We start from the raw sequence: 21,439 nt of genomic DNA, 5'->3' as shown, positions 1-21,439 counted from the left end.
GATGACAAATCACAAGTGGACACTGATGCAACCGGTGGGCCCCGCTGTTCCCTGGTGGCTGAGCGGCGCCCTGTTGCTGCTGGCCAGGTGCTGGGTGGCGGCGGCCTTCTTTCGTTCCGGCTGGCTCAAGCTGAGCGCCTGGGACAGCACCCTCTATCTGTTCGAATTCGAGTATCAGGTACCCCTGCTGCCCTGGCAGTGGGCGGCCTGGCTTGGCACGGCCACCGAACTGCTGCTGCCGGTGTTGCTGCTGGTCGGGCTCTTTACCCGGCCGGTCGCCGCCCTGTTGTTTGCCTTCAACATGGTGGCGGTGATCTCCTATCCCACCCTCTGGGCCGGCGGTTTTTACGATCACCAACTGTGGGGCTGGATGCTGCTGACCCTGGTCGTCTGGGGCGCGGGGCCGCTGGCCTGGGACCAGTGGCGCCTTGCCAGGCGGGCGTGAAGTCTCCACACTGGCGCCTTGCTCAGGCGCCCGCGGGGGGCCTGTTCACCTCAACGAGCATCACAAGGAGAAGCGCCGATGATCATCCGTCAGGCAACGCAGGCAGACATTCCCGCGCTGGTGACCCTGCGCATGGCACTGTTTTGCGAGGTGGGGGAGCTGAGCGAACCGCTGGCTGACCTCGATCTCTGGCAGGCAACCAGCCGCTACTTCAGCACGGCGCAGGCCGAGGAGAGCGCCCGCTCCTGGGTGGCGGAAGTGGATGGCGAGGTGGTGGCGAGTGCGACCCTGGCCCTCTTCGTGCGCCCGCCCTATCCCGGCAACCTGGCGGGGAAGGAGGGCTATCTGCTCAACATGTATACCCTGCCGGCCCACCGCCGGCAGGGGTTGGCGGGCGCCCTGCTGGATCAGATGGCGGATTATGCCAGAGCGCAGCAACTGGGCCGGGTCTGGCTGCATGCCAGCGACGAGGGGCGCCCGCTCTATGAGCGGATCGGTTTTGTGGCCAATCCCGCTTATCTGGAGTGGCAGCCCGGGTGATCCCTCGCCGGACCTTGCACGTATCAGGCGCAGGCTGCACTGCGAGCCCCTCGTCGGCTGTGGCAAAATATCGGCCGAATTCTGATCGCACCACGGTGCTCTACTAAGATCAGCCTCAACAGGCTTGTGCCAGTTCACCCTAGCGCCGAGTCTTGTGCCCGTATCCACCTTGTCAGTACAGAGGTATGACATCCATGTTCAACAACAAGCTGAAGGCGCAGTTGCAGGCCTGCCAGGCACAGCTGGCCGAATCCCAGGGCTTCGTGGAGGCGGTCAAGGAAGGAATCGCGACCATCATGTTCACCCCGGATGGCGAGATCCTGGAGGCCAACCAGCCATTCTTGAACCTGATGGGTTACAGCGCGATGGAGTTGCAGGGGCAGCATCACCGAATGTTTTGCAGCCCGGAGTTGGCTCGCTCTGCCGATTACCAGCAGTTCTGGGCCCAGCTCAAGCAGGGCCGGGTCAAGTCCGGCATCTTCTCGCGCCTCAACAAGCGGGGCGAGGTGGTCTGGCTGGAGGCGAGCTACTTCCCGGTCAAGTCGCAGGGGCGGGTGACTCAGGTGATCAAGATCGCCAGCGACGTCACCGCCAAGCATCAGCAATTGCTGCGTCAGGAAGCGATCACCAAGGCACTGGAACGTTCGCTGGCGATGATCGAGTTCACCCCCAATGGCGACATCATCTCGGCCAATCCCAACTTCCTGAGCTGTGTCGGCTACACCCTGGCCGAGATAAAGGGACGCAATCACCGCATGTTCTGCGATGACGCCTTCTATGAAGAGCACCCCCGCTTCTGGGAGGAGCTGGCACAGGGCCAGTTCAAGTCCGGACTCTTCTTGCGGCGCAACAGCCACGGCGAGGCGATCTGGCTGGAGGCCACCTACAACCCGATCCGCGACGAAAGCGGCAAGGTGAGCCGGGTCATCAAGTTTGCCAGCGACATCACCGAGCGGGTCACCAAGAGCCACGCAGTGCGCGATGCCGCTCAGGTGGCCCATGCCACGGCGCAGGAGACCCTGCGCAGTGCCGAGCAGGGGGCGGATCTGCTGCGCTCGGTGGTGGACACCTCGTCGCTCATCAGCGAGCAGGTGGACAAGACCATCCTGCTCATCAACCAACTCAACGAGCAGTCCAAAAACATCGAGGCCATCGTCTCCACCATCAGCAGCATTGCCGATCAGACCAATCTGCTGGCCCTCAATGCGGCCATCGAGGCGGCCCGGGCCGGGGATCAGGGGCGTGGTTTTGCGGTCGTGGCCGACGAGGTGCGCCAGCTGGCGGCACGCACGTCCCTCTCCACCGACGAGATTGCCAAGGTGGTGCAGAAGAACCGCGAGCTGACCGCCAGGGTGACCGACGACATGGCCAGGGTGGCCGGCAGCGCCGAGCTCGGCAAGCAGCAGATCGACAAGGTCAACGAGGTGATGGCGGAGATCCGGGAGGAGGCCAACAACGTCTCGGCGACCGTCTCCAGCCTCTCCATCTGATGCCGGTCAGGGGGCCTGTCTCGCCAGAGGCAGGCTGTCATCCTGGCCGTTATTTCGACAGGCTGTATGAATGGTGAGCAGTCGATATCCCAGTCTGAACCCCCGCTGTATCGCTCCCTGCTTGTGAATTGCCCGCCGGCGGCGGCCTGTTTAGGCTTGCCGCCTCATTATTTCTGGAGCAAGCAAAGACGATGGCAACGAGAAGAAAAGGCAGGGCACTGGCGCTGCTGGCGGGCATGGTGGCAAGCGTGGGGTTGAGCGGCTGCATGGGGCAGATGGGGCTCTCCTCCATGGTGACCAAGGGCAACCTCAGCGTGGTGGACAACCGTTACGGCCGGGCCGGGGTCTTCGTCCTGCTCTCGCCGGTCTACGGCCTGGCGGCCACCGCCGATCTGTTCGTGTTCAACACCATCGAATTCTGGTCTGGCAAGAACCCCATCACCGGCAAGTCGCCGGCGCTGGTGGATCAGAAGCTGGATGCCCTGATCAAGGTCAACCAGCACCTGGATCCGTCCCTCAACAAGGTACCGCTGGCCATGCTGCCGCAAGGTGTGCGCCAGGTGGAGGTGAGCTACCCGGATGAGCGCACCGCCCAGATGGAGGTGCACTATCTGGACGGGCGCAGCAGCCTGATGCGTGGCGAGAAGCGCGGCGAGTTGCTGGACATCTACTTCGACGGCCGGCTGGTGTCGACCCTGACGCCGGCCCAGCTGGAGGAAAAAGCCCGGACTGGCAGCGCTGAGGCGTAAATTCATCTGAATCCAGATCTATTCCTCTCTGGATAAGGTATATCTAGTCAGCAGGCAAGATCGCCATGATGTCCAAGGGAGCAGGCTATGACGGTGAATGGATTGCGGTTGGCAGAGTTGATTGGTTCCCTCAGTCATGCACTCGACATGACCGAGGGACAACCAAGAGGGCACTGCATTCGCTGTTGCTGGATAGGTTCCCGGCTGGCCGAGCGGTTGGCGCTGGATGCCCGGCAGCGCCATGATCTCTATTACATGCTGCTGCTCAAGGATCTGGGGTGCAGCAGCAATGCGGCCCGTATCTGCGAGCTCTATCTCACCGACGATCTTCACTTCAAACGCGACTTCAAGCTGGTGGATGGCTCCCTCTCCGAGGTGGTCAACTTCGTGCTGGGCCACACCGGCCTGCAGGCGGACCTGCTGGGGCGTTTTCGCAGCCTGTTTCACATCTTTCGCAACGGCGATCAGATAGCCAATGAACTGATCCAGACCCGTTGTCATCGGGGGGCGGACATTGCTCGCCAGCTGCGGTTCAGTGAAGAGGTCGCCGCCGGCATCCTCTCTCTGGACGAGCACTGGAACGGCAAAGGTCGACCGTTGCAACTGGCCGGTGACGCGATTCCGCTCTTCTCCCGCATTGCCCTGCTCTGCCAGGTGGTGGATGTGTTTCACGCCGCAGCTGGCCCAGATGCAGCCCTCAAAGAGCTGCGTGAGCGCAGTGGCAGCTGGTTTGATCCTCAATTGGTTAGCGAGTTTGAGGCGTTGGCGGATGACGACTTCTGGCAAGGACTGGCGGATCCCAGGTTGGCTGAGTGGGTGTTTGTTCACCCGGCCGGGCAGGGTGAAGTCGCTCTGGATGAAGATTATCTGGACGAGATCGCGGCGGCGTTCGGCCAGGTGGTGGACTCCAAAAGTCCCTACACCGCCGGTCATAGTGGCCGGGTGGCTCTCTATACCGACATCCTCGCCACCCAGATGGGCCTGTCCGAGCAGCGACGACGCTGGCTCAAGCGCGGCGCCCTGCTCCATGACGTGGGCAAGCTGGGGGTGAGCAACGCCATTCTCGACAAGCCGGGCAAGCTGGATCCGCAGGAGTGGGCCGCCGTGCAGATGCATGCCGCCTATACCGAGGAGATCCTGAGTCGCATCGGGGCGTTCGAGGAGCTGGCGCAAGTGGCGGGGGCCCACCATGAGCGCCTCGATGGCAAGGGTTACCCCAAAGGATTGAAAGGGGACGAGATAGCCTTGGAGACCCGCATCATCACCACGGCCGACATTTTTGATGCCATCACTGCCAAACGGCCCTATCGCGGTGCCATCCCGGTGCCCCAGGCGCTGGAAATGATGGCCGAGACGTTGGGGTCAGCGATTGATCCGGACTGCTTTGCTGCCCTGCAGGCGGGGATCCAGGATTTTTCCCTCTACCTCCCGCTCGAGCAGCCGCTGGCAAACGCCAGTTAATGTTGGCGCCATATTGGGCCTCAAGTCATTGGCCTTTTAACGACAACGCCCCGCTTTGCGGGGCGTTTTGCTATGGGTGGCTCTGACTGCGGGGCGGGTGCATCACCAGGCCCAGCAGCCGGTGCAGGTGGATGAGCTGTTCGGTGAGCTGCAGATTGAGCCACAGATAGCCGCTGATGGCGGCCTCGCCGCCGGCGTCGATCCGCACTCTTCCGGCCGCCTCCTGCAAACGGCTGATGGCCAGCTCCGAGCCCTGCAGCTCGCCGCTTTTGAGCATCAGCGCCAGCTCGCTCATCAGCGCCTCGGTCGCCTGCTGACAGGCGCGCAGCTCCGGGGTGCTCTGCATCAGAAAGTGGCTCTGGCGATCGCGCCAGTAGGTGTTGGCCAGCATCTCCAGGGTGCAGAGGGTGTTGCGCATGGTGGTCTGGATCGCTTCGAACAGGGCGCTGCCAAGGCGGGTCTCCTTGACCGCCGGGGTCAGCAGGGGGCGCAGGCTCACCATCTTGGAGAGCAGTCTGGCGTGGCTGTGGGCGAGGCGTGGCCGCTCCAGCACGTTGGGGGAGAGGTGGGTGTGGTAGAGCCGCTGAGCCTGCTGCAGGGTGTCGTGCATCTGCAGCCGCCAGTGGCTGTAGGCGCGCTGGGGATAGATGCTGCAAAACAGCAGCGCCAGCAGGGAACCCAGGATCACGTCGGCACTGCGCCACAGGGCGGTTTCGATGTCGCCGGGCATGGCCCCCATGGTGACGCCGAGGGTGATGCCGATGAGCAGCCCCACGTAGGGGCGCTTGCCGAGCGCCAGATAGCCGCACAGAAACATGATGCAGCCGCACCACAGCAGCATCAGCGGCAGGGAGTAGAGCTCGAGATAGAGCGCCACTACCCCGCAGCTGGCGCCGAAGATGGTGCCGACCACCCGCTGCAGGGCGCGCGACAGCACATTGCCCCAGAACGAGATGGGGCCCATCACCACCACCAGGGTGATGAGGGGCCAGGTGCTTTCCGGCAGCTTGAGCTCGCGGGTCAGCAGAAAGGTGAGCATGAAGGCGAGCGCGATGCGCAGGCCGTGGACGATGCGGTAGTGACCGTAGATCAACAGATCGAGTCGGGAGAGGGGGGCATTCAGGCGCAAGGGACAAGCCTCGGATTTCATGGGGGCAGCCACCCCGCCACGCCCGGCGGGGTGGACACCGGTATCAGGCCACTCGTCCCTGGAGTGGGTGGATCCAGACCCGCTCGCCGACCGCGATGGCTGGCTGGGCGGGGACGATTTCAATCAGGCAGTTGGCATCGCTCATGGAGCTGAGGATGCCGGAGCCCTGCGGCCCGGTGGTGCGAACCCGCAGCACGCCACTGGCATCCTGATGGAAGATGCCGCGCAGGAACTCGGTGCGTCCCGGCCGGCTCTTCATCTGCTGCTCGGCCAGCGCCGACAGGCGCAGCGGCTGCCACACCCGGCCCTGCAGGCGGGCGATGGCGGGCTCGACGAATTGCAGGAAGCAGATCATGGCCGCCACCGGGTTGCCGGGCAGGCCGAAGAAGGGGGTCTGCCCCAGCTTGCCGAAGGCGAGCGGACGGCCCGGCCGCATCTGGATGCGCCAGAAGGCGATCTGGCCAAGCTCGGCGAGCACCTGCTTGATGAAGTCGGCATTGCCCACCGACACCCCGCCCGAGCTCAGCACCAGGTCGGCGTCGGCCGCGGCCTGTGCCAGCTGCTGGCGCAGGATGGCGGGATCATCGGGGATGATGCCAAGGTCCATCACCTCGCAGCCGGCCCCGGCGATGAGCGCCATCAGGGTGAAGCGGTTGCTGTCGAAGATGTGGCCGGGGGCGAGCGTCTCGCCCGGTGCCTGCACCTCGTCGCCGGTACTGAACAGCGCCACCTTGAGCGGTGCGCGCACCGTCAGAGTTGCCTGCCCCAGAGAAGCCGCCAGCCCGAGCTGAGGGGCGCCGAGGCGGGTGCCGGCCGCGATGGCGACCGCGCCCAGCGCCAGATCTTCGCCGGCCTGACGCACGTTCTGCCCCGCCTTGACGGGGGCGCTGACGCTGACCCATTCACCCTCAAGCTCAGTCTCTTCGCGCATCACCACGGTATCGACGCCGGGGGGCAGCGGGGCGCCGGTCATGATCTGCACCGCCTGTCCGGCCAGTACCGGCTCGCTGCGCGGCTGGCCCGCCAGCACTTCCCCCACCAGCTGCCAGCGGCCGGCGGCGAGATCGTCGCTGCGCAGGCCAATGCCGTCCATCGCCGAGTTGGTGTGGGGCGGCACATTGATGGGGCTGACGAGATCCCCCACCAGCACGGCGCCGTGGCAGCGGGCGAGCGGCAGGTCGATGCTGCGGGTCGAGGGGGCGAGTACGTCAAGAATGGCCTGGCGCGCCCCCTCGACCGACAGGAAACCTGCCCCCGGCGCCTGCTCTTGCTGCCGACTCTGCACCAGGTAGGCGCAGACGAAGTTGGCGATGGCGTCCAGATCGTTGATGTCGAGCCGGGGCAGGGTGGTCTCTGTGGGCTGATCGCTGGCCAGGGCTATGATGTCGCGATCCATCGGGAACAGCAGCGGCTTGCCGATGGCGGCGCGGTGCAGCTCGATTTTCGGGAAGTGCTCATGCTTGAACCCTTCCACCAGCAGCAGGTCGAGGCTGCGCTGATCGAAGCTGGCCAGCAGCTCGCGAAAATCGGCCTCACCCAGATCGGTCTCGATGATGCGGGCGTGACGGCGGCGGGAGGCCACCATCATCTGGCTGGCGCCGGCCTGGCGCAGGCGGTGGCTGTCTTTGCCCGGCTGGTCGATATCAAAGTCGTGGTGGGCGTGCTTGAGCACCCCGAGGCGCAGGCCGCGGCTCACCAGCAGGGGGATGAGCTGCTCGAGCAAGGTGGTCTTGCCGGTGCCGCTCCAGGCGGCAAAGCCGAGCAGGGGCAGGGTGGGGGCCGGGGTCATGAGGTGGCTCCTTGTCCGGTCGCGGAGTCTGGCAGGCGCGTCTCGTAGGCGGCCAGCTCGTCCGGGCTGTTGAGATTGATGAAGGCATCCGGCTGGTCGGCAAAGCTCACCACCGCCATCTGGTGGTGGGCAAACCAGATATCGATTTTGCGCTCTCCCTCGGCCAGCGCGGCGGACAGGGAGGGGAGCAGGGACTTGTGCAGCAGGGCCACCACGGGTTGCAGCCAGTCACCATCATGGGCCACCACCAGCTCGGTCGCCGGGGTCAGGGCGGCGCGAAAGCGCGCCATCAGATCGCGGGGCAGGGCGGGGCCGTCGCAGGGCACGAACAGCACCCAGTCGTGGCGGGCGGCGGCAAGGCCTGCCTGCATGCCGGCCAGTGGGCCGAGATAGTCGGGGTTGTCGTCGCCGATGACCGGGGCCAGCGCCTGGTAGCGGGCCTGGCTGCGGTTGGCGTTGATCAGGATCTCGTCCACCTGGGGCCTTAGCCGGTCAAGCACGTGGTCGATGAGCGGGCGGCCCGCCAACTCGACCCAGCCCTTGTCGGCGCCCCCCATGCGGGTGGCGCGGCCGCCGGCCAGCACCACGGCGGAGACGGGAAAGCGGTCAGTACGAGGTTCGCTGTTTGAGGTCATGTCGCTCGATGATTTTCAAAGGAGTGGGTTCGTGCAGCCGGCCCCGGGCGAGGGTCCATTGCCGCTCGCACAGGTCGGTCAGATCGTTGCTCTGGTGGCTGATGATGACCAGGCCGCTGCCCTGTTCCCGCAGATCTTGCGCCATGGCGGCCATCAGGGCAACCGAATGTGCATCCAGATTGGCGGTGGGCTCGTCCATCAGCAAAAAGGCGGGCTGCAGCGCCCAGGCGCGGGCCATGGCCAGCCGCTGGCGCTCGCCGCCAGACAAAATGCTGATGTGCTCCCGTGCCAGCCCCTCCAGCTCGACCCGGCGCAGCGCCTCGAACACCCGCACCTCGTCGGCGGCGCGGTGGCCGAGGGCCCAGGCGACGTTGTCGTGCACGCTGCGATCAAACAGGTAGGGGGTCTGGTGCAGGTAGGTGACCCGGCCCGGCCCCGGATCGCGCTTGAGCCACTGACCGAGCTTGCCGCGCCAGCCAGAGGGGAGGTTGGTGTGGCCCCGGGTCGGGGTGAGCAGGCCGGCCAGGATCTTGAGCAAGGTGGTTTTGCCCACCCCATTCGCGCCGCGCAGCCAGATGGCGTCGCCGGCCGCGATGGAGAGCTGCTCAATCTGGAACAGGTCGCGCTCGCCAAAGCGCATCATCAGCTGGTGGGCGGTCAGGGCCATGGCGTACTCCGGTGGATAGACGGTGGGGGCATGGTCACTTCTTCACATAACCGTGACCGCGACAGCGGTGGGGTCCGCAGCATTTGGTTATGGATAATCGTGCGCTGCGCCATGGTCAGTTCTTCAGGTAGCTGTGACCACGGCACGCGGTCAGCAACAGGTTGAGCAGCAGGGCCAGGGCCAACAGCACGATGCCGAGCGCCACCCCCTGGGTGAAGGCCCCTTTCTGGGTCTCCAGCGCGATGGCGGTGGGAATGTTGCGGGTGAAGTGCAAAATGTTGCCCCCCACCATCATGGAGCAGCCCACCTCGGTGACGATGCGGCTGAAGGCGCCGATCACCGCCGCCAACAGGCCGAAGCGGCACTCGCGCATCAGCCCGAGCAGCGCCCTCGGCCAGGAGAGTCCCAGGGTGCGGGCGGTCTCCCAGGCGCGCCGATCGCTCTGCACGAACGCGGCGTGAGCCATGGTGGCGATCACCGGAAAGGCGATCAGCATCTGCCCCACCACCATGGCCTGCTGGGTGAACAGCATCTTCCAGTCGCCGAAGGGGCCGGCTCGCGACAGCAGCATGTAGAGCAAGAGACCGATCACCACGGTCGGCACCGACTGCAGGGTATTGATGCAGGAGAGCCAGAGCCAGCGCGCCGGGATCGGCAGGTAGGCCAGCGCGAAGCCGAGCAGCAGGGCCGGCAGCAGCACCAGCCCGAGCGCGAGGCCCGACACCGAGAAGGAGACCCCCACCACTTGCCACAGCTCGGCGTCGCCACTGAACAGCAGCGCCAGGGCCGCCAGTGTGGTTTCGATCAGGGTTGGCACCGGGCGCCTCCGTCACTCAAGGTGGCGAGGGGCGCCAGGGGCAGGTCGAGCAGGGTCGGCCGTGGCATCACTGCGGCTTGGCGTCGGCCACGAACAGCGCCTGGCCGGCCACCTTGAAGTCACCGATAAGCTGCTGGCCATGCTGGGAGACCAGCCAGTTCTTCAGGGTGCGGGCCCCTTCGGTGTTGAGATCCGGGTAGCGCTTGAGGTTGACCAGGATCACCTGGTAGGGGTTGAACAACCGCTTGTCCCCCTCCAGCAGCACGGCGAGATCCAGCTTGCTCTGGTAGGCGAGCCAGGTGCCGCGGTCGGTCAGGGTGTAGGCACCCAGCTCCGAAGCCATGGTCAGGGTCGGCCCCATGCCCTGGCCGATGGACTTGTAGCCGGCGAACTCAGGCTTGACGTCGGCCGCCTGCCACAGGGTCTTCTCCTTGATGTGGGTGCCGGACTCGTCCCCGCGGGAGATAAAGGTCTGCCCCTTGTCCTTGATGGTTTGCAGCGCCTTGGCGGCATCGTGCAGCTTGCCAAGACCGGCCGGATCTTTCGCCGGGCCGACGATGACGAAGTCGTTGTACATCAGGTGCTCAGGCTCGATGCCAAAGCCCGCCTCGACGAAGGCCTTCTCGGCAGAGGGGGCGTGGGTCATCACCAGATCCGCGTCGCCGTTCTCGCCCATTTTCAGGCTCTGGCCGGTACCGGCCGCCATCACCTGCACCGGGTAGCCGGTCTCCTTGGTGAACTGGGGCAGCAGCCAGCCCAGCAGGCCGGACTGTTCGGTGCTGGTGGTGGTGGCGAGGCGGATGGGCGCCTTGGTCTCGGCATGGCTGGCAGCGCTCCAGAGCGGCAGGCTGAGCAGCAGGGCGGAGGAGAGGGCAAGGGCGAGGCGTTTGCGCACTGTGGCTGTGATCATGATGTCAGGGTACCCGGTGATGGAGAGAGGGCAGGACTAAGCAAGCAGGGTGCCAAGCTGGCCGCGTGCCTTGTTCGGCCCAGTTTTTAATGTGAAAACAGTCGGTTAAGCGCATTAATTGCGTGATGGCACCGTCGCTTTTAATAAACGGAGTTGGCACTTGGGGCCGGTTAGCGACAAAATGTCCCACAGTTTATAAGGTCGGTGGGACAATCCCGGAACCTTGTCGAATCTGAGGTACTTTTTTCATGACTGCACCCGCCAGCCGCTGGTCCGCCCTCTCCTTGCTCATCGTCGACGACGAACCCGGCATGCGCAGCTTCCTCGCCAAGGCGCTGGCCCGCCGCTTCGCCCAGATAGAGACGGCCGCCAGCGTGGAAGAGGCCGAAGCCCTGCGCTGCCGCCTGCATTTTGATCTCATCATCGCCGACATCCGCCTGCCGGGGCGCTCCGGCATCGAGTGGCACGAGGCCATCGACCCCGCTACCCGGCGCAGCGACATCATCTTCATGACCGGTTTCGGCGACATGGAGACCGCCCTCAAGGCGCTGCGGCTCGGCGCCAGCGACTTCATTCTCAAGCCTTTCAACCTGGATCAGATGGTGCAGGCGGTGGACCGGGTCATCGAGCGCCGCCAGATGGAGCGGGAGAACCTGCTGCTGCGCCGGGAGGTGAGCAAGCTGTTCCCGCCCACCCTGATCGGCGACAGCGCCAAGACCCGCGAGCTCAAGACGCTGATCGCCCGGGTCGCCCCCTCCAACGCCGCCGTGCTGGTGGAGGGGGAGTCCGGTACCGGCAAGGAGCTGGTGGCCCGCGCCCTGCACCAGCTCTCCGGCCGGATGGGGGCCTTCGTGCCGCTCAACTGCGCCTCCATCGCCCCCGAGCTGCTGGAAAGCGAGCTGTTCGGCCACGTGCAGGGGGCCTTTACCGGCGCCCGCAAGGGGCGCGACGGCCTGTTCCGGGTCGCTCATCAGGGGACGCTGTTTCTGGACGAGATCGGCGAGATGCCGCTCGCCATGCAGGCCTCCCTGCTGCGGGCGCTGGAGCAGAAAGCCATCCGCCCGGTGGGGGCCGAGCGGGAGCTTTCGGTGGACGTGCGCATCGTCGCCGCCACCAACCGCAACCTGAAGGTGGAGGTGGAGGCGGGCCGTTTTCGTGAAGACCTCTTCTATCGCCTCAACGTGGTGGCGCTGCCGGTGGCCCCCCTGCGCGAGCGCATCGACGACATCCCCGCCTTGGTGCACCACTTCACCCGCCAGCTCACCGCCGAGATGGGGATGGGCGCCCTGCACTGGACCCACGAGGACGTGGTGGCCATGCAGGCCTACCCCTGGCCCGGCAATGTGCGCGAGCTGCGCAACCTGATCGAGCGCTGCCTGCTGCTGGGCAAGCCGCCCGCCGAATACTGGCAGAGCGCCAAGCCGGCCGAGTCGGTGCGGGGCGAGGAGGGCTATCCGCTGGAGTGGGCGCTGGCCGAGGTGGAGAAAGCCCACATCCTGCAGGTGGTGGCGAGCCATGATGGCAACAAGTCGGCCGCCTCCCGGGTGCTCGGGGTGGCGCGCAAGACCCTGGAGCGCAAGTTCAAGGAGTGGGCCATCGAATGAGCCGGCTCGCCCCTTGCCGCCGGAGTGAGTCATGAGGCTGGCGCAGATCCCGGGGTTGCTCAGAACCAAGGTACGCTGGCGTCTGCTGCTGCTCACCTCGGTGCCCATCATGCTGACCCTGGCCGGCATGATCGGGCTCACCCTCTACTGGACCCTCACCTACAGCTGGCAGAACCTGCTCACCACGGTGCGCAGCGACCTTGGCGTTGCCCACCACGCGGTGAGCGTGCAGCAGCAGCGTCAGGCCGAACACCTCGAGCACCTGCGCGATGCCTGGGCCTTCCAGTTGCAGCTGCGTGAATCCCCCGCCCGTTTGCGCCAATGGGTGATGCCGCTTGCCGCCAACTACGGCCTCGATTTTTTGCGCCTGCGCAGCGGCAGCGAGCTGGATCTGCTGCCAGCGCAGGATCGCGCGGCCCTCGCCGCCGGGCGCAGCATCAGCCACTTCGTGGTCTGGTCGCGGGAGCAACTGCTGGCGCTCTCGCCGGCACTGGCCAGCCGCGCCGTGCTGGAGCGGGAGTATGATCCGGTGGCCGGGCAGGAGACCCGTGGCCTGGTCAGCCTCTCGCTGACCCCGGTGATGGGGCGGAACGGCAGCCTCTGGGGTGTGCTGGAGGGGGGCGAGCTCATCAACGGCAGCACCCGGCTGGTGGACGAGCTCAAGGGGCAGGTGTTTGCCAAGAACACCCTGCCGGCCGGCAGCATCGGCACCGTCACCCTGTTTCTCGGCGATCTGCGGGTGAGCACTAACGTGCCCGTCAGCAGCAGTCGCCAGCTGGGGCGGGCGGTGGGCACCCGGGTCTCGGCGCCGGTGCGCGAGCAGGTGCTGGGACGCGGTGAGCCCTGGATTGATCGCGCCTTCGTGCACGACGCCTGGTATGTGTCGGGCTACGAGCCGCTGCTCGGCGCCAATGGCGAGCGCATCGGCATGCTCTACGTCGGTTTTCTCGAGTGGCCCATCATCCGTACCTACCTCACCAACCTGCTGGAGCTGGGCTCCGGCGTGGTGTTGCTGCTGCTGCTCTCCGGCCTGCTGGTCTATCGCGGCGCGCGGGACTTGTTCACCCCCATCGAGCGGATGCACAAGGTGGTGCGCCAGGTGCAGGCGGGTCAGCCGGCCCGCATCGGCGTGCTGGCCCTCGATCCCGATCACGAGCTGGCCCAGCTCGGTCGCCAGTTCGACGCCATGCTGGACCAGCAGGCGGCTCACCAGCAGCAGTTGGCCCGCAGCGCCGATGAGCTGGAGCAGAAGGTGGCCGAGCGCACCCGGAGCCTTGAGCAGAAGACCGCCGAGCTCGAGCACCACATCCACATGCTGACCCAGGCCCGCCAGCAGTTGCTCATCAGCGAGAAGCTGGCGGCCCTCGGCGAGCTCTGCGCCGGGGTGGCCCACGAGATCAATAACCCGCTGGCGGTGATCCTCGGCAACGTGGAGCTGATGAAGCTGGAGCTGGGGGAGGCGGCCGCGCCGGTGAGCGAGGAGCTGGCGCTGGTGCTGGCCCAGATCGAGCGCATTCGCGCCATCACCCGCAGCCTGCTGCAATATTCCCGTCCCGGCGACTACGAGACGGCGCCGGTGTGGCAGCACCTCACCCCCATCATCGAGGAGAGCCTGACCCTGGTGCGCTCCGCCCTGCGCCAGCAACAGGTGAACCTGGTGGCCGATCTCAGGGCCCAGCAGCCCATCGAGGCGGATCGCCAGCAGCTGCTGCAGGTGCTGATCAACTTGCTGGTCAACGCCAGCCATGCGCTGGGGGAGCAGGGGGAGATCCGGGTCGAGAGCCGCGACTGGCTGGATGACGCCGGGGCTCTGCAAGGGGCCGAGGTGCGGGTCATCGACAACGGCAGCGGCATCGAGGCGGCCATCATCGACAAGATCTTCGACCCCTTCTTCACCACCCGCGCCACCGGTACCGGGCTGGGACTGGCCCTGAGCCACCGCATCATCAGCCGCTGGGGCGGGGAGCTGTTGGTAGACTCCACCCCGGGGCAGGGCAGCTGCTTTACCATCCGCCTGCGCAGCCACGCCCGGCTGGCCAGCGGCGGCGAGCGCGCCCGGCTGGAGGGGTGGCGCATCGCCCTCAACGCCGAGGGGCGTGAGGCCGGTGGCGACCACCCGTCTTAACCACGCCAGCCACAAAAAAGCCTGCCAATCCAATTGATTTGAAGGGCGTGCATTGCCCTCAATGAGGAGGGGCGTGAGGCCGGTGACGACAAGCTGTCTTAACCACTTCAGGCACAAAAAAGCCCGCCAATATTGGCGGGCTTTTTACAGGTAGGTGAGGGGATACTTACTGCGGGCTCCACACCAGCTTGCCGCTCTGGGTCAGGTCATAGCCACCGAGGCGGGCCGCCAGCTCGCGCCCCTCGGGGGATTGCAGCCAGCCGATCAGCTGCTGCAGCAGGGTACGAAAGAAGACCCCCTGCGGCATCACCAGATCGAAGCACTCCTGAGAGAGCGGCATGAAGTCGAGGCCGAACTCGGTGGCGGTGCTCTGGGCGCCGGGCCCCACATCGGCATCGCCGCGGCTGATGGCGGCGGCCAGCTCCCGCTCGCTGTTGACCTCGATAGTGCGTTCCAGCCGGGCCAGCGACTCCCCTTGCGTTTGCAGCCACTCCTGCAGGGCGCGCTGGCTGCCGGCCCCCTCCTGGCGCATGGCCCAGCGCCAGTCGAGCGCCTGTCTCGCCTCTTTCGGTTGCAAGCCCCGGCGCAGCACCAGCCCCTGCACCCGCCGAAATCCATGAACGATCACCCATTGCCGGTGGCCCTGATACTGCTGTACCAGCGCCGGGTGGCGCAGGTGGGCCTCCTCGGCCTGGCCCCAGTGGATGGCGCACAAGTCCACGTGGCCGCGCGCCAGCATCGCCAGCCCCTGCCGGGTGCCGCACGGGGTGTAACCCACCAGTGCCTGGGTGCCTAGCTGCTGGGCCAAACGACTGCTGGCGTAGTGCAGCAGCACATCGTCCGAGCCCGCCAGCAGCAGCCGGTCGTTCATCACCCCCTCGTGGCAGCTGCCGAGCAGCCAGCGATCGAGCAGGGAGCGGGGAAACAGCCACTTGCCGGTCGCCTTGGTGGCGGGGATGCGCGCCTCGTTGGCGAGCTGGTAGACCTTCTTCTCGTTGAGATCGAGGTATTCGGCCACCTGCTTCACGTTCATAAACTCGTTCATGGCTTGCGTTTGGCCCTCTGGCTGGCGTGGTCGAGATACAGGGCGATCTGCTTGGCACTCATCAACTCGTTCATGGCTTAATCCCGCATCCCGCGACCGGCCGAACCAGGCGCCAGCACCGGCGGCTTCTCGTCCAGCACGAGATGGTCGTGGCCGCTGAATACCTCGAAGTGGCGCCCTTTGGCGCGGGCAATCATGGTGATGCCGAGCTGGCGGGCCAGATCCAGCCCCATCTGGGTGACGCCGGAGCGCGACAGCAGCACCGGAATGCCCATCTGCGCCACCTTGATCACCATCTCCGAGGTGAGCCGCCCGGTGGTGTAGAAGATCTTGTCGTGGCCAGCCTCGCCGCGCATCCAGAGCTCGCCCGCCAGGGTATCCACCGCATTGTGGCGCCCCACATCCTCGACAAAGGAGAGGATCTCCGCGCCGCGGCAGATGGCGCAGCCATGCACGGCACCCGCCATCTTGTAGGTTTCGTTATGGGCCGACAGCGCCTTGAGCAGGGCGTAGAGGGTGCTCTGTTTAAGCTCGGGCGCGGCCAAGACCACCCCTTCGAGCTTTTTCATCACGCTGCCATACATGGTGCCCTGACCGCAGCCGGAGGTGACCGTCTTCTTCTCCAAGGATTTGTCGAGATCGGCGGCCTGCTGGCGGCTCACCACGGCGGCGGCCTCGCTCTTCCAGTCGACGATGACTGACTCAATGGCCGCAATATCCTCGATAAAGCCCTGATTTTTAAGGTAACCCAGCACTAGCGCCTCGGGGCGGGCCCCCAGCGTCATCAGGGTTACGATCTCCTTCCAGTTGAGGTAGACCGTCAGTGGCCGCTCACAGGCGATTTGTCGGGTTTGCAGCGTGCCCTGCTCATCCATCACCTCGACGGCCATGGTGAGCTGGGCTGCGGCATTGCTTTTGATAAAGGTCGGTGTCATGGGCCCCTCACGACCGGTTGCCGGGATCTAAGGGGAGGGGTACAGCAAGTTTTGTTCCAGATTTCGGTGAGGGCAATAATGGTTGATATAATTGCGTAAACCTAGCGAATTAATTCATTATGATTAATGAGATAGAACAACTTATCTCGACAAAATCAAGATAGTTTATAACTATAATAATGAATTTTTTAAATCCTAAACTAGGAGGGTGAATTGAATTATTGTTTGACAGTTACAGATATTGATTGGTCAATAACTAAAGATGTATTCTCTATTGTCGGTACAGTGGGCGCCATTGTAATCGGAGTTTTAGGGCTATTTACTTGGAGACTGCAACTTAGGGGGACAAGTGAGTATGAGTTGGCTAAAAAAGCTATATTGAAAACCTACGAAGTTCAACAGGCACTTCAGTCTGTTAGAAATCCTATGCTTTATCTCAGCAAGGAGGAAGTCGAAGCTGGCCGTAGACTTGAAGAAGAACAAAGAATTTATAATGAAAGAATGGCTCATTTATATGATAGATGGGCTGAATTACAAACGATTCGTCTTGAAGCAAAAGTTATTTGGCACGATGGGGCCCATAAGGTTTTTGATGAGATTCACCAGCGAATCGGGGATATGCGAGGTGCAATTTGGTTACATTTTTGGATGAAGGGCGCTTATGCGGGACCTGGAGCTACAGTAGACAATAATCTTGAGCGAAGAATGAAAAATGATAAGACAGTATATTATATTTCAGATGATGATGAGTTTAGCTTGAAAATATCTATGTCTGTAAGGCTCATAGAGGAGTTTTTTGGGCCAAAAGTACGTGGCAATTGAATTTAATTACATGGGTGGAACGAAGCAAAGCCTAATTTTTACCGCATGATGTTGTTGATGTAGGCAATTATATGGTCACTCGGTTATTGCCAACATCAAGCTGGATTGGGATGTGGGGAAATTGGTTTTCTTTACATGTTGGGCTTCGCTGCGCTCAGCGTCAACCTACATCTCGCACAATGCCCCATCAACCACCAACCCTGCCTTGGCCCCACTCTTGCTATGTCTTATCCCATTGATGGCCGTGGCCACCCTGAATTTCCTGCCGTGATCCGCCCCGAACTGGGTGGTTCACGGGGGAGGGCAGCCCGGCAGAGACCTTCTGATGGGAGCCGCGACAAGTGCAAGACACAACCAATATTCTCTCCCCGCAGCGCTGGCTGCAGCTGGAGTTAAGCGCCATCGACAGCCAGGTTGGCCGCTGGCAGAGCCGCCGTTTCGAGATTGCGGCGCTCCATCCCGCCGAGCCTGAGGCGGCCGGTGCGCTGCCTCTTACCCTGTTTCGCGATGAGCGGGGGGATTATCGCTTCAATCTGAGCTCCGGCTCGCCCCGCCTCTTTGTCACCGGAAGCCGCGTGGACAATGGCTTTGTGGCCGATGGCCTGACCCTGAGCCAGACCGTGGCCGCCGCCTATATGGATGGCGAGCGGCAGGTACTCTCCTGCCCGCTGCCCGAAGCGCTGCAAGCCTGGGTGGAGGCCTTTATCGGCCGCCACGGCGAGCTGCTGGAGGCCCGTCGCAAGGGCAAGAAGGGCAAGGGACGGGCGCAGGATCAGCTGGGGGTCGATAGTCAGGATCAAGCCAGCTGTGGCGCCGTCAAGGCCACCGGCCCCGATGGCCGCGAGCGTGGCAGCGACGCCGGAACCTGTGCCGTAAACAAGGCCGGAAACAGCGCCCATGAGTGAGTTCCTCAAGCGCTGGTCGTCTCGCAAGAGTGAGGCGCGCAAGCATCAGCCATTGCAGCCACGAGAAGAGGCCACCCCTGAGGCGCTTGCGACCCCTATCGATGGCTGTGGCGAAGCTGAAACTCCAGATACTGCGCTGGATAGCCCCGTAGTCAGCACTGACAAGGGGAGATGTGAACCCCTTGCTGTTGAGGGGGCAGAGAGTGGCAAAACACCGCTAACAACGGCTCAGCCGGGCAAGGCCAAACTCCCCGACAAGGAGGCGTTGCGGGCCATGTTTCGCACTCACAAGCCGGATGGGCTCGACGACTACACCCAGGATTTCAGCCAGCCCGAATTGCTGCCCACAGCCCTGAGCGCCGGGCTGCGCAACTGGCTGGTGGAGCAGGCGACGGCACCGGATGACGAAGCGCCTCACTTAACCGCAGCCGCATCCGAACCGGCGACGGTGGCCGCCACGGCCATAACCAGCGAACCGCAAGGGTTGGCTGATAACCATTCTCAAACCCACACCGACGATCGGGACATTTTGGTTGACCATGATGGACAAAATGTCCCAACCAAGGATGGGGGAATGGAGCATTTGGGATCCTGACTCCCTGCCAGTCACTTTTTTCCTGGGGGAGTTGGCTCGGCTCTTGCTCTCCCAGCTGACCAACAAGCACGCCATCCCACGAGGTGGCGCGCACAGGAGTGCATGTGAGCATCGAACAACCCATAACAACATCCGTCACAACTCTGACCGCCGATGGCGTGGCCGCGTGCAACGAACGTGCCCGCGCCCATGCCCTGCAGCATACGGTCAAGACCGACAACCTGATCCCGGCCACCGTCTCCTACCAGAGTCAGGGGCGCCTGCTGCTGGTCGGCCCGGAAGACCGCATTCGCCGCGCCGCCAGTCTGCTGCCCCAAAGCGTGATGCCGACCCTGCTGGTGACCGAGTCGGTGCATGACGCCGAGGCGGCGGATCTCGAGGCCATCTTCGAGGCTACCGCCGCCCTGGATGCTCTGACGCTGCGCGAGCCGAGCCTGACCGGGTATCTCGGCCAGTTCCAGCTCACCGGCCTTAACGGGCAGGGTGAGCGTATCTCTCTGGCGGCGCTCTGTTTTCCACAACAAGCGACGGTGGGGAACGAACCGCGCTTTGATCTGGTGGCCGATCTGGGCCGCGCCCCGCTCTTTGCGCTGGAGCGTCCGCCGGTCGGTTATCTGCATCTCTTTGATGACCAAGGGCTGGCCGAACGGCTTGCCGAGCTCTGTGCGCTGACCGGCATCTTCGACAAGCCGCGCTATTTTCGCCTCGACCCCGAGGCCTGCGCCTTTACCGCCCGCGGCGTGCCCGGTTGCAGCCGCTGTCTCGATGTCTGCCCGACCGATGCGCTCAAGCCCATCAATGGTCGCATCCAGATCGATCCCCATCTCTGTCAGGGCTTTGGCAGCTGCGCCTCTGCCTGTCCGACCGGGGCGATTGCCTATCACCAGCCCGACGCCAACACCAGCGGCGACTACCTGCTGCGATTGCTCAAGCATTATCGGGAGGCGGGCGGCGACGCACCCCAGCTGCTGATCGCCGGTGAAAACGAGCGCGAATGGGTGGAAACGGAACTCACCCGCTTGCCCGCCAACTGGCTGCCGGTCTGGGTGGAGGAGAGCGCGAGTTTAGGCATCGAGAGCTGGTTCGCCGCACTCTCCTATGGCGCCAGCGCGGTACGCATTGCGCTGGGTGACGATGCCCCCGAAAGCGTGCGGGCATTGGTCGAGCGGGAGCTGGCGAGCGCCGCTGTGCTCTTGGCGGGTGCCGGTCTCTCTGCCGATCGCATCGCCCTGTTTAACCCGGATGCCGAACTAGATAAGCCGATTTCCGGCCAGCCGGCCCTTGCCCTGCTGGACAAGCCGCTCAAAGGAGACAAACGGGAAAACCTGTTTGTCGCCTTCGATGCGCTCTGGCAGGCCAACAATGGCGGCCGCGAGCCGCTGGTTGTGCCCCATGGCGCCCCTTACGGCAGCGTGGAGCTCAAAGACGCTGACTGCACCCTCTGCATGGGCTGCGTGGCGGTCTGCCCGAGCCGCGCCCTGCATGCGGTGGGCCATGCGCCCGGCCTCAACTTTATCGAGCAGGATTGCATCCAGTGCGGCATGTGCGAAAAGGCGTGCCCCGAGCAGGCCATCGTGCTCACGCCCCGCCTGCAACCCGTGCCCGAGGCACGCCGCGCCGTGCAGAGCCTCAAAGCCGAAGAGGCGGCCTGCTGCATTCGCTGCGCCAAGCCGTTCGCGCCGGCCTCCCTTATCCGCCGCATCCAGCAAAAACTGGCCGGTCACTCCCACTTCCAGAACGAGGCCGCCCAGCGGCTGCTGATGTGCGAGGACTGTCGGGTCAAGGATGTGTTTGCGGCGCTGGCGGCGGATCCCGTCTCCCAGCTCAAGGTGTGAGGGGGCTCTGATGACTGAACAACGCAATGACTACCCGGAGGCGCCGGCAATGACCGACCTGGATCGCAATAGCGCCGACATGTACGCCCTGCTGGCAAGCCTCTGGCGCGCCGCTCCCCGTGGCGAGCAGCTCGCCTGGCTGCAAGGCCTGCAGGCCATGCCGGGCCCCTTTGCCAGAGGGCTGGGGCTGGTGCAGCTGGCGGCCAGCAGCCACCACGAGCATGAGCTTGCCGAGGAGTATCAGGATCTCTTTATCGGACTGGGGCGCGGGGAGATAGTGCCGTTTGCCTCCTGGTATCTCACCGGCTCCCTGATGGAGCTGCCACTGGCGGTGCTGCGCGCCGATCTCCAGTCGCTCGGTTTCGAGCGCCAGAGCGGGGTGTGCGAGCCGGAAGATCACCTGGCCGCCCTCTGCGAGGTGATGGCGGTGTTGATTGCCGAGCAGCACCCGGATCGCAACCGCTTCTATGAACGCCACCTTGCCCCCTGGGTACTCGCCTGCTGCCGCGATCAGCAACAGGCGAAAGGGGGCAGCTTCTATCGGGCGGTCGGTGCGCTTGCCGAAGACTTTTTCAAACTGGAACAAGAACTGCGCCTGCCCTTTGGCAGCCCGGTGGGGACGCAGCCATGACGCTGCGCCACCCACTCATAGCAAAACCGGCTCACCGCAGCCGACCATAACAACAGAGGTCACAGAAAGATGAGCGATGAACAGCTGAAAGACCCGTCCCGCCGCAATCTGATCAAGGGGGTGGGGGTGGTTGCCACCATAGGCGTGCTGGCCGGTGCCACTGGCCGGGTGGTGGGCAAAGAGGTGCTGACCCACGACACCGAGCCCGACAAGGGCTATCGGGAGACCCCCCACGTTCACGACTTTTATCGCACCCTGCGCGGCACCGACTGAGCCGACTCAGTGAAGG

General features: G+C 64.3%; 21 protein-coding genes. 13 read left to right on the top strand and 8 right to left on the bottom strand.

Features of this window, described 5'->3' with window-relative positions; genetic code table 11:
- Position 1 precedes the first annotated feature (1 nt).
- The 5 genes from QLG02_RS01945 (at position 2) to QLG02_RS01925 (ending at position 4,685) form a co-directional block, all read left to right on the top strand.
- Positions 2-445: a DoxX family protein gene (locus QLG02_RS01945; protein WP_042065681.1), complete on the top strand. Its 444-nt coding sequence runs from the start codon at positions 2-4 to the stop codon at positions 443-445.
- A 78-nt stretch (positions 446-523) separates the two neighbouring features.
- Positions 524-985 carry a GNAT family N-acetyltransferase gene (locus QLG02_RS01940; RefSeq protein ID WP_135319233.1) on the top strand — a complete coding sequence of 154 codons (462 nt, stop codon included), beginning with the start codon at positions 524-526 and terminating at the stop codon, positions 983-985.
- A 194-nt stretch (positions 986-1,179) separates the two neighbouring features.
- On the top strand, positions 1,180-2,475 hold the full coding sequence (locus QLG02_RS01935) for a PAS domain-containing methyl-accepting chemotaxis protein (RefSeq protein ID WP_282464373.1): 1,296 nt from the start codon (positions 1,180-1,182) through the stop codon (positions 2,473-2,475).
- 128 nt (positions 2,476-2,603) lie between these two features.
- Positions 2,604-3,224, top strand: coding sequence for a DUF3332 domain-containing protein (locus tag QLG02_RS01930; protein WP_282464372.1), 621 nt, complete (start codon positions 2,604-2,606; stop codon positions 3,222-3,224).
- Positions 3,225-3,311: 87 nt separating this feature from the next.
- Entirely contained in the window at positions 3,312-4,685 is a 1,374-nt protein-coding gene (locus QLG02_RS01925) for an HD domain-containing protein (protein ID WP_282464371.1), read from the top strand.
- A 70-nt stretch (positions 4,686-4,755) separates the two neighbouring features.
- On the opposite strand, the gene QLG02_RS01920 is transcribed toward QLG02_RS01925, so the two are convergent.
- The 6 genes from QLG02_RS01920 to QLG02_RS01895 form a co-directional block, all read right to left on the bottom strand.
- Positions 4,756-5,814: an FUSC family protein gene (locus QLG02_RS01920; protein WP_282464410.1), complete on the bottom strand. Its 1,059-nt coding sequence runs from the start codon at positions 5,812-5,814 to the stop codon at positions 4,756-4,758.
- A 64-nt stretch (positions 5,815-5,878) separates the two neighbouring features.
- Positions 5,879-7,624: a bifunctional molybdopterin-guanine dinucleotide biosynthesis adaptor protein MobB/molybdopterin molybdotransferase MoeA gene (locus tag QLG02_RS01915; protein WP_282464370.1), complete on the bottom strand. Its 1,746-nt coding sequence runs from the start codon at positions 7,622-7,624 to the stop codon at positions 5,879-5,881.
- On the bottom strand, positions 7,621-8,259 hold the full coding sequence (mobA, locus tag QLG02_RS01910) for a molybdenum cofactor guanylyltransferase MobA (RefSeq protein ID WP_282464369.1): 639 nt from the start codon (positions 8,257-8,259) through the stop codon (positions 7,621-7,623). Before mobA ends, QLG02_RS01915 begins: the two co-directional genes overlap by 4 nt.
- Entirely contained in the window at positions 8,231-8,926 is a 696-nt protein-coding gene (locus tag QLG02_RS01905) for an energy-coupling factor ABC transporter ATP-binding protein (RefSeq protein ID WP_045527711.1), read from the bottom strand. Before QLG02_RS01905 ends, mobA begins: the two co-directional genes overlap by 29 nt.
- 115 nt (positions 8,927-9,041) lie before the next feature.
- On the bottom strand, positions 9,042-9,743 hold the full coding sequence (locus QLG02_RS01900; RefSeq protein WP_016351543.1) for an ABC transporter permease: 702 nt from the start codon (positions 9,741-9,743) through the stop codon (positions 9,042-9,044).
- 67 nt (positions 9,744-9,810) lie between these two features.
- Positions 9,811-10,653 (bottom strand): substrate-binding domain-containing protein, encoded by an 843-nt coding sequence (locus QLG02_RS01895; protein WP_282464368.1) that lies wholly within the window; start codon positions 10,651-10,653, stop codon positions 9,811-9,813.
- Positions 10,654-10,901: 248 nt separating this feature from the next.
- Here QLG02_RS01895 and QLG02_RS01890 point away from each other — a divergent pair, with 248 nt between their 5' ends.
- Together QLG02_RS01890 and QLG02_RS01885 are read left to right on the top strand one after the other, a co-directional pair.
- A complete protein-coding gene (locus QLG02_RS01890; RefSeq protein WP_101150175.1) occupies positions 10,902-12,257 on the top strand; it encodes a sigma-54 dependent transcriptional regulator in 1,356 nt (451 codons plus the stop codon).
- A 31-nt stretch (positions 12,258-12,288) separates the two neighbouring features.
- The gene (locus tag QLG02_RS01885; RefSeq protein WP_282464367.1) at positions 12,289-14,382 is read left to right on the top strand and encodes a cache domain-containing protein; all 2,094 of its coding nucleotides are present in this window, start codon (positions 12,289-12,291) and stop codon (positions 14,380-14,382) included.
- Between the two features lie 166 nt (positions 14,383-14,548).
- Here QLG02_RS01885 and QLG02_RS01880 read toward each other — a convergent pair whose 3' ends face one another.
- Both QLG02_RS01880 and QLG02_RS01875 read right to left on the bottom strand, forming a co-directional pair.
- On the bottom strand, positions 14,549-15,415 hold the full coding sequence (locus QLG02_RS01880) for a helix-turn-helix transcriptional regulator (RefSeq protein WP_162498660.1): 867 nt from the start codon (positions 15,413-15,415) through the stop codon (positions 14,549-14,551).
- Between the two features lie 89 nt (positions 15,416-15,504).
- Positions 15,505-16,362, bottom strand: coding sequence for a formate dehydrogenase accessory sulfurtransferase FdhD (locus QLG02_RS01875; protein ID WP_282464366.1), 858 nt, complete (start codon positions 16,360-16,362; stop codon positions 15,505-15,507).
- A 225-nt stretch (positions 16,363-16,587) separates the two neighbouring features.
- Between QLG02_RS01875 and QLG02_RS01870 the strand changes: the two genes are divergently transcribed.
- From QLG02_RS01870 to QLG02_RS01845, 6 genes are all read left to right on the top strand, one after another.
- Complete coding sequence (locus QLG02_RS01870; RefSeq protein ID WP_282464365.1) at positions 16,588-17,184, top strand: hypothetical protein; 597 nt, start codon at positions 16,588-16,590, stop codon at positions 17,182-17,184.
- 341 nt (positions 17,185-17,525) lie between these two features.
- Positions 17,526-18,089 (top strand): DUF3305 domain-containing protein, encoded by a 564-nt coding sequence (locus tag QLG02_RS01865; RefSeq protein WP_282464364.1) that lies wholly within the window; start codon positions 17,526-17,528, stop codon positions 18,087-18,089.
- Entirely contained in the window at positions 18,082-18,684 is a 603-nt protein-coding gene (locus tag QLG02_RS01860; RefSeq protein WP_282464363.1) for a DUF3306 domain-containing protein, read from the top strand. The genes QLG02_RS01865 and QLG02_RS01860 overlap by 8 nt, the downstream gene beginning before the upstream one ends.
- A gap of 104 nt (positions 18,685-18,788) precedes the next feature.
- Positions 18,789-20,519, top strand: coding sequence for a 4Fe-4S dicluster domain-containing protein (locus tag QLG02_RS01855; RefSeq protein ID WP_282464362.1), 1,731 nt, complete (start codon positions 18,789-18,791; stop codon positions 20,517-20,519).
- Positions 20,520-20,529: 10 nt separating this feature from the next.
- Positions 20,530-21,150, top strand: a complete 621-nt coding sequence (locus tag QLG02_RS01850; protein ID WP_282464361.1) for a molecular chaperone TorD family protein — start codon at positions 20,530-20,532, stop codon at positions 21,148-21,150.
- 69 nt (positions 21,151-21,219) lie between these two features.
- Positions 21,220-21,423, top strand: a complete 204-nt coding sequence (locus QLG02_RS01845; protein ID WP_005303194.1) for a transcriptional initiation protein Tat — start codon at positions 21,220-21,222, stop codon at positions 21,421-21,423.
- Positions 21,424-21,439: the final 16 nt, after the last annotated feature.

The organism is Aeromonas sp. V90_14 (assembly GCF_029967615.1).
In the GTDB taxonomy this organism is placed as follows: Bacteria; Pseudomonadota; Gammaproteobacteria; order Enterobacterales; family Aeromonadaceae; genus Aeromonas; species Aeromonas hydrophila.
This window is presented reverse-complemented; position numbering and strand designations above follow the sequence as displayed.